Raw genomic sequence first — 12,196 nt, 5'->3', positions numbered from 1 at the left:
TTGAACTCTTGGTGCCTTTATATTTTGATGGTCGTGTTAATACTGCCATCGTTGAATTCCACCCCTATTAGCAGTTCGTGGTGGTTTACCCGCGATTTACGCTGGTTTACCCGCGATTTAATTCGCCTTTTCAACTACATAGCTTTCAGGAACGAAAAATGTGCTGTAAAGGTCAGATTCACTATTAAACGTCACTGCATAATAGTTACCAATTTTAAAACCTGCACTTTTAAGAACAGTACCTGTTGGCAATGGACGTGCAAGTCTTTGATAATAATCGTTATTGTTAATTAAATATGGTTTAATATGCTGTACCGTATCTTTTGTGACAATAAATAATATATCCTTATTCACAACTTGCGGTTCGATTAGTTGAATATCTGTTGGATCAATTGTTCGCTTTTCAATACCGCCACCTACAAAACTCATATCATATGTATTGACAAGTTCCCCCTGTTCAAAGATAAAATTCCCCCATTTATTTAGATAGGTATAATAAGAGTGTGCATGCGTTGCCAAACTATCACTCTCATTATAAAACGAGTAAAACGGTTTATCTCTATTAATCCACATATAGGCAGGATTTTGATAAAATTGTACACGTTGTTTAAACGGAATCGCTTTAAATACAGTTAAATCGCTTGCTTGTACACGATATCCAGAGCTCATCCAATAATATGTTTGTTTATTATATTTTTCAATATTATATACACGGAAGTAATTTCCCTTTTTGACTAACATCGATTCAAACTGACCATTGGCATTTTTCTTATACACTTTTACATCTTTCGAAAACGTTAGCTTCCCCGTTTGCCCTTTGACAATTTCTACGCCGTCATAGATTACTTTCGCTTTGGATGTTGATGGACTAACCATTAATACTACAAATGCTGCAAGTAACATTAGAAAAAATTTTTTCACTATTCTCCTCCTACTTCTTGATTCAATTCTACTAATCTATTGTTATTTTACCAATAAATAGATTTAGCCGTCAAAAAACTATCAAAAATAACTTTTCCCCTTCTTGTCTTGCTTAGGTTAAAAGTTATTCTCAAATAGTTTATTCTTACCAATTTTTTGGACATCTACAATTTGTCCAATGTTCAGCAAAGACAAATAGCGAAACTGCATGTCGTTGGTCACTCCCAACTCCCCCCTGCAATATGATACAACAAGGTAATTTCCATTTTCTTAAATTAATTTTCTTTAATTGGAAGTTCAACAGTAAACGTAATCCAACCATTTTTGTACTCTGCACAAATATCGCCATGATGCAGCTCCATAATTCTTTTTGAAATGGAAAGGCCCAGACCACTACCTTGTGCATCCATTCTCGCTTTATCCCCTCTAAAAAACCGTTCAAACATTTTATTGATATTATCCATTGGAGCGTTTGCCATTCTGTTTGATACTTTTAAAATGGCAGTATTATGATTAGCCTCAAACGATATTAGTAATGCTGATGGTTTTTCGCTGTATTTTATCGCATTAATAAAAAGGTTTTCATAAACACGCACAATTTTTTCAATATCGATTACAGCATGTATGTCTTCATCAGTGATTAAATTTTGAACAGTCAATTGTTGCTCTTCGAATATTGGACTATACTCTCCTACGATTTGCTGTAGTAAACTCGCCATGTCCACATTGCTCAAATTCAACTTCACATCAGGGCTCGATAAACGGGTAAATTCAAACAGTTCATCAATCAGATTTTTTAGTCTTAATGATTTGGAATAAATCGTTTCCAAGTATTCTTGAAGTTGTTCTTTATGTGTATATTGACCATCCTTTAACAATTTCAAATAGCCAATGATTGATGTTAATGGTGTCCGTAAATCATGGGATATATTTGTAATAAGCTCGTTTTTTTCTTTTTCTATTTGTCTTTCATGTATAAATTTCTGTTCTAACTCTTGCGACATGTAATTGATATTTATCGCTAGCTGAGATAGTTCGTCTTTCCCTTTAATATCAATTGTTTGTCCTAGTTCTCCACTTGCAATTTGTTGAACGGTATCGGAGATTAACTTGACATACATGATTTTTTTCCTTATTAGCATGCTAAAAATTAACACAAAAGTTATAATGGCTGTTGAAAACCAAGCAGTAAAAGCTACACTTGCTTGCCATACATTGAGATGATTATTGTTCATGATGAAATTAATTAACTCAAATATAGGACGAGATATAATACTCATCACAAAAATAGCACCGAATAAACTGATGACAATCATCATAAGAAGCTGAAAAGAGATTTTATGACGAAACTTAATCGTTCTCATATTTTATACCCCACACCCCAAATTGTCTTAATATAAATTGGATGTTTTGGATCGTCCTCGATTTTTTCTCTAATTTTTGTAATGTGCACCATCACCGTATTATCAGATTTATAAAAGTCATTCTTCCAAACTGCCTCATAAATTTTTGCAATACTTAAAACAATCCCTTTGTTTCGAGCAAGCAGTTCTAAAATGTCGAACTCTTTTGGTGTTAATCTAATTTCTTGCTGTTGTACCCAAATTTGACGTGTATCTGTATTGATTGTTAGATTCCCTATCTCGATTACACTTTTTACGAAAGTAGTTTCCGTATTGTACTTTTTATACCTTCTTAATTGGGATTTCACCCTAGCGATTAATTCCAATGGATTAAATGGTTTAGATAAATAATCATCAGCACCAGCAGCAAGTCCTTTAATTTTATCCATATCCTCTGATTTTGCTGAAAGCATAATAATAGGCATGCTACGCTCTTCCCGAATCTTCAAGCATGCTTCGATACCATCCATTTTCGGCATCATAATATCTAAAACAATAAGGTCAAACGCTTTTTTTTCGAGCATTTGTAATGCTTCCACTGCATCTTCTGCCTTTTCAGTTTCCATCCCTTCATTTTCTAAATATACTGCAATCAGATTTCTTATCTCTTTATCATCGTCAACAATTAGTATTTTTGACATCTACTATTTCCTCCGGATGTTTATTTGCTATAGCACAGCTAAAGATGTAAGCAGGTGGCCAATTTCTATATTCTCTTGTTATTTCTAATTTGGCAAAAAACTGTTTAATGAATGCCTTTTTACATTTTGTATATTGAAATGTAATGAACAATCCATTGTCTTTTAGAATTTTTGTAGTGTTGTCTAAAATCTTGTATGATAACTTTTCGGGCAAACTCGAAAATGGAAGCCCTGAAATAACGTAATCAGCATAAGGAATATGATACTCTTGCAAATATGTTTCAATATTTTCAGCAGATCCACATTTAATGTATACATTATCATGGTCTTTATAGCGTTGTTTAAGCAACGAACAAAATTTCAAATTATTTTCTACTAATAATACAACCGTCTTGGCATTTTTTTTGGCAAGCAATTTTTCTGTGAAAACACCTGTACCTGGGCCATATTCAACTATATATTTTGCTTTTGTAAAGTCAATTTTTTCAATCATTTTATCACCTAGAAAACTCGAACTTGGCACAATCGCGCCTATCGTTTTAGGATTCACCATAAATTGAAATAAAAAAGAAAGCTTTTTCACAATTATTCACCTCTTGGTTTGAATTCATAATCTTACTTTAGAAATCAAACCTTAAAAGAACATGCCGAAAAACCTTAAGAATCCTGAAGAAAAATAAGTGCCAGTCACCGAAAATATTTAGAATATTCAGTTTTTAATATAGTAAAAAAACCCCTCCATTTTGAAGTGACCCCTAAAAGTTAGACACGGTTATTTCATTTAGGCAGCTTGGGTAAACTGAGTTCGGTATTGTACCGGACTCAGTTTTAATTTTGCCTTAATTCGTTTCGTATTGTAATACGTTATATAGTTTTCAAGTTCCAATTTAAAATGCTCAACACTTTCGAACTCCTTTAAATAAAGGAATTCCGATTTCAAAATCCCAAAGAAATTCTCCATCACCGAGTTGTCATAACAGTTGCCTTTACGTGACATACTTTGCACAATGCCTTTTGATGCAAGTGCGTGACGGTATTGCTTCATTTGATAATGCCAGCCTTGATCGGAATGCATCAGTAATTGGCGTTCCTCTGGTAACTTCTCTAATGCTTTCTCCAACATTTCTGAGACAAGTGAATACGTTGGTCGATGACCAATTGTGTAAGTAATAATTTCTCCGTTAAATAAGTCTAAAACAGGGGATAAATAGAGTTTTTCACCAAACAATTTAAACTCTGAAATATCTGTTACCCACTTTTCATTAGGGGCTTCAGCTGTAAATTTGCGGTCTAAAATATTCGGTGCGATTTTACCGACTGTCCCTTTATATGATTTATACTTTTTCATTCTGACTACGCACTTTAAACGAAGTGTTTTCATGATACGTTGTACTTTCTTATGATTCACTCTTCGTCCACGATTTGCGAGTTCATCACGAATGCGAAGGTATCCGTAACGCCCTTCATGTTCGTTATAGATGGATTGAATTTCAGCCTTTAAGTCGGTATCTGGATCGGGACGATTCAGTTTCTTCACTATGTCATAATACGTACTACGTGGAATCTGTGCGAATTCGACAAGTGCCTTCACCGAGTATTTATGCCTTAATTCATAGATGACCTTTACTTTGTCTTCTTTGGTGATGTTTCTTTGGCTTGAACTAAGGCGTTCAACTTTTTTAAATACTCGTTTTCCATTTCAAGCTGCTTGATACGAGCTTGAAGTGCTTCTGGTGAGCCTTCTACTGGTGTATGTTTTGGTTGTTTATTGGTTTCTTTTTTCATGGATGGACGCCCCTTTTCCTTTGATTGAAGGGCATCGAATCCTTTTGTTTCAAACTGTTTTCGCCAATGAATAATGGACGATGGAGCTGCTATACCAAAGATAGCCGCTGTTTCTATTAAGGACGTGCCGTGCTCAATCATGAAGTTTAGTACGTCTAGTTTAAACTGTGCTGTATAGTTTGTATATGATTTTATAAACGCTTCAACACCGTTATACTCATATTGTTTAGCCCAGTTAAGAATAGCCTTATGATCTGTCCCAATCGATTTAGCAATTTCATGTGAACTTTCTTTGCCTTCTAAGTATCGTAAAGCTGCTTGTAATTTTTCCTCTGCAGTATATTTTGCCATTAAAAACTGCACCTCCAATTGTTAGATGTGTCTAACAATTGGGGTGCAGTTCATTGTACTTTGGAGGGGTTTGGGACATGTTATTGCATTAATTCTTCAAAAAATTCAATAGGTACATACGTTTTCGTTGGTTCTAATAACGCAGGTGCTACTTTAAAGTAACGAAGTGCTTTATTGTAGCCGTATGCTTTTTCACCACGTGTAATTGTGTAGGATAGCGCCCCTTTTGAAACAATAGCGCCAGTACCTGTTGATTCCACTTTAAAGCCTAATTCTTCTGCAATTAGACGTAATGGCACCATTGTTGTACCATCCACTTCATAAAAATCTGTTTTAATAATTTCTTGTACTGCTGCATTAGCTGAAGCTTCCTCTGTTTCTTCACCTTGTTCTTTCGCTGTAGCATCTAACACAATGACTTTTGTTGGCGGTGTTTGTGCAGGAATACTTCTTGTTGTAATTGTATAGAACACAAGTAAATGTTGTTCGGCTAAATCTTTAGCTGAGACTTCTTTAGCTGATTGGCTTTGGATCACCGTTTCTTTGCCAACATTTAATTTTAAACTGTTATCCGTATTGACTAAATCCTTATTGAAAAAGTCAACAGTGACACTACCCATTTCCTTTGTTTCCACGATTATAACTTCTGGATTATACTGTGGTGGATATATCATCAGCATTGGCTTATTTGCATACGTATATGCTGTTACTTTATCACCTTTTTGTAGCTTTACTTCTTTCCCCGTATTATCAAAAATAAGTGTGTCCTTATTTACGACAAAGACGTTCGTATTTTCGCCATCTTTCGTTGTGTAATACGTTGCATTATTACGTTCTTCCACGCTTTCAATTGTACCGGCTACTTTAATAAAAACCGGCTGCACTTGTGGCGTTTGTTCATCCTGTTGGGCATTTGTGACAACTGCTTCTCCTTCATTTGCTGATGCAGTTGGAGCGATTGCAACGCCCCCTAATAATAATGCTGTCATTGCAAATGGTACGACCTTTGTCATTTTCATAAAAAATACATCTCCTTCATTTCACGAGTTCATTGAAGTAGTCGATTGTAAAAGGAAATGGTTACATTATTACCATATTATTTTCAAAAAAATTTCAAAAGAGAATAATTGCCACTTCACAGAGCTAAAAGATGAATGATAATCGATTTAGGACGCGTTGTAGAAAGTATTGCTGTTCACTTTGTTTTGCTCTTATCTCTAACGCTATATCTGGATGATCTGTAATTACGCCCGAAACGTTTTTCTCAATAAATTCCTGTAAAGAACGATCCTTATTTAAAGTCCAGATAAACAAATCTAGATGTTGAGCATTGAGTTCTGCAATTAAGCTCTCGTCCACCCACGATGCTTCTAACGCAATGAAATCTACAGTTAAATGATCCATCGGTCCAATATTCAGCGCATAAACAATTCCTACACGCAAATGAGGTGTTATATTTTTAAGTTGTGTCATCAATTGCGCATCTGAGGACTGTACATAGTACGTATCAAGCACTTTATAGGCGCGTAACTTTTCTACTAATCGAGGCAATAGGTCTTCTCTTTCTTTCCCATGTACTTTTAACTCAATTAATAATGTAACATCTAGCGCCTTGGCAATTTCGATAAAATCATCCAATGAAGAAATTTTATCGCTCATCCCATTCTCATAAATTGTAATGGTTTTTAATTCACTTAGCGTCATATTGGCAATAACCCCATTTTTCCCTGCTAGACGCCTTAATGTACGATCATGAAAGACCACAAATTCTCCATCTACTGTTTGCTGAATATCTAGTTCAATTAAGTCTGCACCTGCACTCGCTGCACTAACAAGCCCGCTAATTGTATTTTCCACATTGCCTGCTGTATAACCACGATGTGCAATAATTTTAGTATCTGGTGCGTACACACTTTTCTCTAACGAAAAAATATTGATTATGCTTAAAATTGAAAAAATAACACAAAGCACTAATGGCAAAGGAAAATAGCGTTTGTTTTGATAAGCGTTTCTTGTTAGAGCCAAAACACGCGTATTATACGTAATGGCAACCATGACTTGTGAAAACATAGCTTGCAACAGACTAAACAGCACAATAAAGGCCATTTCAAGAAATGCCAAAGTAAATCCTGCTGTTAACAGCGCTGTGCTTGGCATAAATCGTTCCAGGAAAAATAGTGGTAGTATACCGACTACTGTTACAACGATTAAAAGTAATAAATGAATCGTTAAAACCATTGCCAATAATACAAGTAGTTTAAACAAGCCCCGTCTTGAAAAACGCCAACTTTGGAGAAATGATTGCCTCAGTGAAATTTTTGGCTGTATTGTAAAAATAGGCAATGTCAACATACTCCTTATTCCAACCATCACTAAGATACTAGCAACAGCAGCATACAGTATTCTACCTGTAGGTGTACCCATTATTTCATTTGTCATAAAGTGTGGAATAGCTATCCCCTGTGTTAGCCAAAGAGGGAGTACAAATGAAGCTAAGGGCAATAAAAGAGCTATATAGATAAATAAATAAAGAACTTGTAAGCTATAAAAATAAGGAAGTTTTCGATTTAGTTGTTGCCACATTGTCAAAAACCGATAACGAGTACCCCTTTGCTGATTAAAAGCCATTATAAACAGAAAACCCATCTCATAGTAAATAAAGAGCAATACGACCATTACTAAAAGGATCATCATCGCTATGACAAAGGGGTGCATTAAAAAACTTTGTAAATTTTGTTCCGTTATATGCGTGTAGCCCGTTACATTAAGCATTACATTAAAAACGAGTGTTGACACCGGTATTGCTAGTGAAAATTGAAATACACGAATCATAACGAAAACCCGTATATAGTCGATACGATACGTATAAATGTTATAGATGGCTTGTCGCATAATTTGACGAGCTTTTTGCATTCCCTCACCCCAGTTTCGTACTATCCCATTTCCTGATTGACAATTTGCTATCCGTTTTAAGTTATTTCTTCTTACTAACGTATGATAGATATTGTAATTCAATTTACTCTCAACATAGAAAATGTTATCCATTACGGCTGTATGGAATGGCACCCAGACTTTTCATGCGACTTGTAAGCGCATTTAAACATCTGCGGCATTTTATTTATGCCTTTATTTGAGGCAATTGTCATATTTGTATGCAATGTTCGTTAAAAAATTGAAACTTTTTACTTGCCCATCCAGTAAATACAGATAGCAAATAAAATTTGGAGGGGAAATCCAGTTGCAACTACATATTGGGGACATCATTAGTACTATTTTTATTCTTCTCATTTTTCTTGCTATGTTTTTCGTTATGATAAAAATGATTAAAAATGTAAAGTCTACAGCCGTCCTTCCTTCTCGAGACACACTACAACAACATGTGGATGAACTGACAACACGTGTCCGAGATTTGGAGGAACAAGTGCACAATTTATCAAAAAGACAATAGGAGAAACATCAAAAAATCGTTGTGTGGCTATGCCTCACAACGATTTTTTGTCTGTTCATAAACGATACGACCATCGACAACTGTATATGCAACTTGAATATGTGGGATTTTTTCAATATCAACTGTAAAAATATCATCGTCGAACACGGTAAAATCAGCACTAAATCCTTCTTTTATCTTACCTCGCCTATGCTCCTGACCGATGATTTCAGCAGACCCAACTGTATACAAACGCACCGCTTCAAAGCGCGAAATTTTCTCCTGAGGACCAAAGCCTTCATGACTCTCTCCAAAATTTCGTCTTGCCACGGCAGCATAAATTCCGTATAACGGATTCGGCACTTCAATGGGTGCATCACTACCTCCTGCTACAATCAGCCCTCTATCTAAAAGAGATTTTAGTGGATGTAGACCTTGTGAACGTTTCTCACCTAATTTTACTATTTCAGCTAAATATTCGCCTTGTACAAACTGTGGTTGCATATCTACGGCTATCGGTAATGCTGCCAACTTGTCTAAAATCGCTTCATCAACTAGGCTACAATGAATTAAACGATCTAGTTGCCCCTCAAGAGGTGGATATGCCGCGAAAACATTTAGTATTGTCTCAATGGCTAAATCTCCGATTGCGTGCACAGCTACTGTTTGTCCATAGCGCCGTGCAAGTTGCACATATTGCTCTAATTGGGCTGTCGAATGTACAAGTATGCCATAATTATCTGGATCATCACAATAAGGCTCACGCAGTGCAGCAGTATGGCCACCAAAAGCACCATCGACGAATATTTTCATAGCACCAAATTCCACATACGGCGTTGATTGTTCCTTTAACAACGCAACTTCCTCAAAAACGGAATGGTGCTGTAATAAATGCACTTTAAAAGATTTTTCGGCATCCACAATTTTACGAAAAGCTTGAATTGGTTGACTCGGTGGCCCAAAGTAGCTTAAATCTTCTGAATGCCCTCCAACTAAACCATAAGATTGAAGAGATGCAACAGATTTTTGAAGCGCTTCCTCTATATATGCAGGCGTATAATAAGGCATGTTGTTAACAATCAAGTACAATGCTGTATCTTTTAAAACTCCTGTTAATTGACCTTGTTTTTTTTCAATAATGCCACCTTCTGGAGAAGGTGATTCATTAGTAATCCCTGCAAATGCAAGTGCTTTAGAATTAGCTAAAATTAAATGATGGCAGCTTCGTTTAATAATTAAATGGGCTTCACCAAGTGCGTCAAGCTCTGACAAAGTTGGAAAAATGGGCTCTGTATACGCTGTTTCATTCATACCAATGGCAACAACCCATTGCTCTGCAGAAACGCCTTCCATACGCGCACCAATGATATGGAGCAGCTCATCCTTACTAGTTACGTTTGAAACATCTATATGCAGTAACTTCTCTCCATAGCCAATAATATGTAAATGGCTATCGACAAATCCTGGGTACATAACGTTCCCTTGCAAATGCTGGATAGTAGTTGCCTGTGGTAATAGGGTATCTACCGTTCCTACTGCCACAATTTTTCCGTCCTTCTCAAGAACAGCTTCAACTGTTTCACCAGCTCGTTCCATCGTATAAATTGTTCCACCTGTCCAAAGCGTTGCCATCCTTTATAACCCCCTATGCTACTGCTTCAATTAAATGTGCACTTACTAAGCGTCGACGTACAACAACACCAAGCCATGCAGCAAGTACTGCTTTCAGAACACCCACAATAATAAATGGTGCGGCTCCTCCCATAAATGCTGCAGTCCATGTTAAATCACCAACAATTTTTAACCATACTGTACCGAATGCCAATGTTACAACCATGCCGATAATGTTGGCAATCATTGCTTGTACATAAGTAATACCAAATTTATCTAAGTATACCCCCATTAAAACAGCCGCTGCAAGGAAGCCTACAATATATCCGCCTGTTGGACCTATGATAATACCATATCCCCCTGACATACCACTAAATACAGGTATTCCTGCTGTGCCAAGTAAAATATATACAAGTACAGATAGTGTACCAAGCTTTGTACCTAATATTGTGACAACTAAGCCTACTGCTAAAGTTTGTCCTGTAATTGGAATCAATGGTAGCGGTATCGTAACCTGTGCAAGAACTGCGATAATAGCCGCTCCGAATGCCGCTAACACATAATTGTAAGTACTACTCTTCTTCAAACGAAAATCCCCCTTTAGTTAACCTATCTTTAAAATAGGTTAACCAAAAGATAAAGCAAATAAAAACAGTTGTCAATCGATTTTGACAAATTCATATAAAAAGAGACTTTTATATTTCGTATCGTCCTTTAAAAACTTACCACAAGGGTTCATTGCTAGGGTCATCTTCCTGTAGTTTTATGACAACAGGAATTAAAATATAAAGATAAATGGCTACACTTACAATATAAAAACTAATACCCATTAAAAGATTACTAAAGAAATAATTGATAAAAACCATAAATGGTATAGGTAAATTAGTGAATGCGTTTAATTGTACCGACTTTTTTGTGCGGTAATGTACTTTTTGACAATGTGGACAAGACATTTGTCCATTTTTCCAATAATATTTTCGGACTAGCTTAGCCGTCCATACTTCTCCACACGCCATACATACTGGCAAACCATATCCTTTTTTTAGCAATATACGCTTGATCCACAATGCAATAGTGACAAATAAACTTAAGAGCACTAGTCCTTTTATCCAATCATGTTCTAAAAGCATCCATAAGCTCCATCTATTTGTCTCTTGCTGTAAAGCCGCTCCTTGCATTGTCCTTGTAGGATGTTCCGTTTTTAGTGTGACAAGGACGCTAAAACCAATGGCAAGCAATGTAAATGTCGCTAACACAATACGATACTGCCGCTGGCTATTCTGTTTTTGTCTATTTCTACTCCTAGCTTTTTGTGCAATCTGTTGCTTTTTTTCAGCGGACAGCTTTACATGCTGTAGCTCATTTAACACGTTTTTTTTAAATTGATTCATAACGTAACACCTCCCAATCATCGTCACCAATTATTGATGCTAGTTGTTTTCTTGCCCGCTGTAACCTTGTTCGAATCGTTGCTTCTGGGCAACGAACTAGCTTGGCAATATCTACAGTGGTCATTTCCTCAAAATAATAGAGAATTAGTACTTCTCTGTATGGCACTGATAAAGTGAATAAAGTTGTTACTAGCTCCTGTTTAGTCGTTTTAGCGAGCAATTCTTTTTCCGGCGTAATGGTCGTTGCGCGTCCTATTATTTTCTCAAATAATGACAGCCGTTTGCTTTTCCAACTGCGTAAATAATCATGACTGCGATTGACTGTCATTTTGACCAAATATGTACGTAAAGAGGATTCTTGTCGAAACTGCTGTTGCTTTTGATAAAAGGCAATAAACACATCTTGAACTATGTCCTCTGCAGTTGCTTCATTCTTCACATATAGATAGGCAACCTTCAGTAGATAATCCCCGTGCTCTGCAATTATTTGTTCAATCTCCATTGCTGCCTCACCTTCTTTCTACACTACTGACGTTTACCAAAGACCTTCCGATTCACGATTGATAAAATATTTTTTCTCTTGTTACTGACGTTAACCCTTGATTACTTACTGCTTAATTGGTTTGCAAACGAATAGTAGCACGTGAAGCACACTGTACTACACTC

The 12,196-nt window shown here is 36.2% G+C and carries 12 protein-coding genes; 1 reads left to right on the top strand and 11 read right to left on the bottom strand.

Annotated elements, in window-relative coordinates; translation table 11 throughout:
• Nucleotides 1-117 precede the first annotated feature (117 nt).
• The 7 genes from I5435_RS09640 to I5435_RS09610 all read right to left on the bottom strand — a co-directional run bounded on the left by I5435_RS09640 (nucleotide 118) and on the right by I5435_RS09610 (nucleotide 8,014).
• The gene (locus I5435_RS09640; protein WP_337983680.1) at nucleotides 118-921 is read right to left on the bottom strand and encodes a hypothetical protein; all 804 of its coding nucleotides are present in this window, start codon (nucleotides 919-921) and stop codon (nucleotides 118-120) included.
• A 275-nt stretch (nucleotides 922-1,196) separates the two neighbouring features.
• Nucleotides 1,197-2,285 carry a sensor histidine kinase gene (locus I5435_RS09635; RefSeq protein ID WP_108030945.1) on the bottom strand — a complete coding sequence of 363 codons (1,089 nt, stop codon included), beginning with the start codon at nucleotides 2,283-2,285 and terminating at the stop codon, nucleotides 1,197-1,199.
• On the bottom strand, nucleotides 2,282-2,965 hold the full coding sequence (locus tag I5435_RS09630) for a response regulator transcription factor (protein ID WP_024363637.1): 684 nt from the start codon (nucleotides 2,963-2,965) through the stop codon (nucleotides 2,282-2,284). Before I5435_RS09630 ends, I5435_RS09635 begins: the two co-directional genes overlap by 4 nt.
• Nucleotides 2,943-3,548 carry a class I SAM-dependent methyltransferase gene (locus I5435_RS09625; protein ID WP_337983679.1) on the bottom strand — a complete coding sequence of 202 codons (606 nt, stop codon included), beginning with the start codon at nucleotides 3,546-3,548 and terminating at the stop codon, nucleotides 2,943-2,945. Before I5435_RS09625 ends, I5435_RS09630 begins: the two co-directional genes overlap by 23 nt.
• 198 nt (nucleotides 3,549-3,746) lie before the next feature.
• Nucleotides 3,747-5,101, bottom strand: a protein-coding gene (locus tag I5435_RS09620; protein ID WP_337983678.1) for an IS3 family transposase whose coding sequence is annotated in 2 segments (ribosomal slippage) — nucleotides 3,747-4,648 and nucleotides 4,648-5,101 — 1,356 coding nt in all. Because the reading frame shifts where the segments join, the coding sequence is not laid out codon by codon here.
• 80 nt (nucleotides 5,102-5,181) lie between these two features.
• Nucleotides 5,182-6,120: a stalk domain-containing protein gene (locus tag I5435_RS09615; RefSeq protein WP_337983677.1), complete on the bottom strand. Its 939-nt coding sequence runs from the start codon at nucleotides 6,118-6,120 to the stop codon at nucleotides 5,182-5,184.
• Nucleotides 6,121-6,244: 124 nt separating this feature from the next.
• Nucleotides 6,245-8,014, bottom strand: a complete 1,770-nt coding sequence (locus I5435_RS09610) for a glycerophosphoryl diester phosphodiesterase membrane domain-containing protein (protein WP_337983676.1) — start codon at nucleotides 8,012-8,014, stop codon at nucleotides 6,245-6,247.
• 325 nt (nucleotides 8,015-8,339) lie between these two features.
• Between I5435_RS09610 and I5435_RS09605 the strand changes: the two genes are divergently transcribed.
• Nucleotides 8,340-8,549 carry a hypothetical protein gene (locus tag I5435_RS09605; RefSeq protein ID WP_024363634.1) on the top strand — a complete coding sequence of 70 codons (210 nt, stop codon included), beginning with the start codon at nucleotides 8,340-8,342 and terminating at the stop codon, nucleotides 8,547-8,549.
• A gap of 27 nt (nucleotides 8,550-8,576) precedes the next feature.
• Here the strand turns inward: I5435_RS09605 and I5435_RS09600 are convergent, their stop codons facing one another.
• The 4 genes from I5435_RS09600 to I5435_RS09585 form a co-directional block, all read right to left on the bottom strand.
• Nucleotides 8,577-10,160, bottom strand: coding sequence for an amidohydrolase (locus I5435_RS09600; protein ID WP_337983675.1), 1,584 nt, complete (start codon nucleotides 10,158-10,160; stop codon nucleotides 8,577-8,579).
• Nucleotides 10,161-10,173: 13 nt separating this feature from the next.
• Nucleotides 10,174-10,725: a biotin transporter BioY gene (locus I5435_RS09595; RefSeq protein WP_025219337.1), complete on the bottom strand. Its 552-nt coding sequence runs from the start codon at nucleotides 10,723-10,725 to the stop codon at nucleotides 10,174-10,176.
• Nucleotides 10,726-10,861: 136 nt separating this feature from the next.
• On the bottom strand, nucleotides 10,862-11,530 hold the full coding sequence (locus tag I5435_RS09590; RefSeq protein ID WP_337983674.1) for a TIGR04104 family putative zinc finger protein: 669 nt from the start codon (nucleotides 11,528-11,530) through the stop codon (nucleotides 10,862-10,864).
• Entirely contained in the window at nucleotides 11,517-12,032 is a 516-nt protein-coding gene (locus tag I5435_RS09585; RefSeq protein ID WP_337983673.1) for a sigma-70 family RNA polymerase sigma factor, read from the bottom strand. Before I5435_RS09585 ends, I5435_RS09590 begins: the two co-directional genes overlap by 14 nt.
• Between the last annotated feature and the right edge of the window lie 164 nt (nucleotides 12,033-12,196).

This window comes from Lysinibacillus sp. C5.1, assembly GCF_016350185.1.
Classification (GTDB): Bacteria; Bacillota; Bacilli; order Bacillales_A; family Planococcaceae; genus Lysinibacillus; species Lysinibacillus sphaericus.
This window is presented reverse-complemented; position numbering and strand designations above follow the sequence as displayed.

Coding starts and splice junctions, on each gene's coding strand:
- I5435_RS09635 (WP_108030945.1), bottom strand. CDS start 2,285: ATGAGAACGATTAAGTTTCGTCATAAAATCTCTTTTCAGCTTCTTATG.
- I5435_RS09630 (WP_024363637.1), bottom strand. CDS start 2,965: ATGTCAAAAATACTAATTGTTGACGATGATAAAGAGATAAGAAATCTG.
- I5435_RS09615 (WP_337983677.1), bottom strand. CDS start 6,120: ATGAAAATGACAAAGGTCGTACCATTTGCAATGACAGCATTATTATTA.
- I5435_RS09610 (WP_337983676.1), bottom strand. CDS start 8,014: ATGCAAAAAGCTCGTCAAATTATGCGACAAGCCATCTATAACATTTAT.
- I5435_RS09600 (WP_337983675.1), bottom strand. CDS start 10,160: ATGGCAACGCTTTGGACAGGTGGAACAATTTATACGATGGAACGAGCT.
- I5435_RS09590 (WP_337983674.1), bottom strand. CDS start 11,530: ATGAATCAATTTAAAAAAAACGTGTTAAATGAGCTACAGCATGTAAAG.
- I5435_RS09585 (WP_337983673.1), bottom strand. CDS start 12,032: ATGGAGATTGAACAAATAATTGCAGAGCACGGGGATTATCTACTGAAG.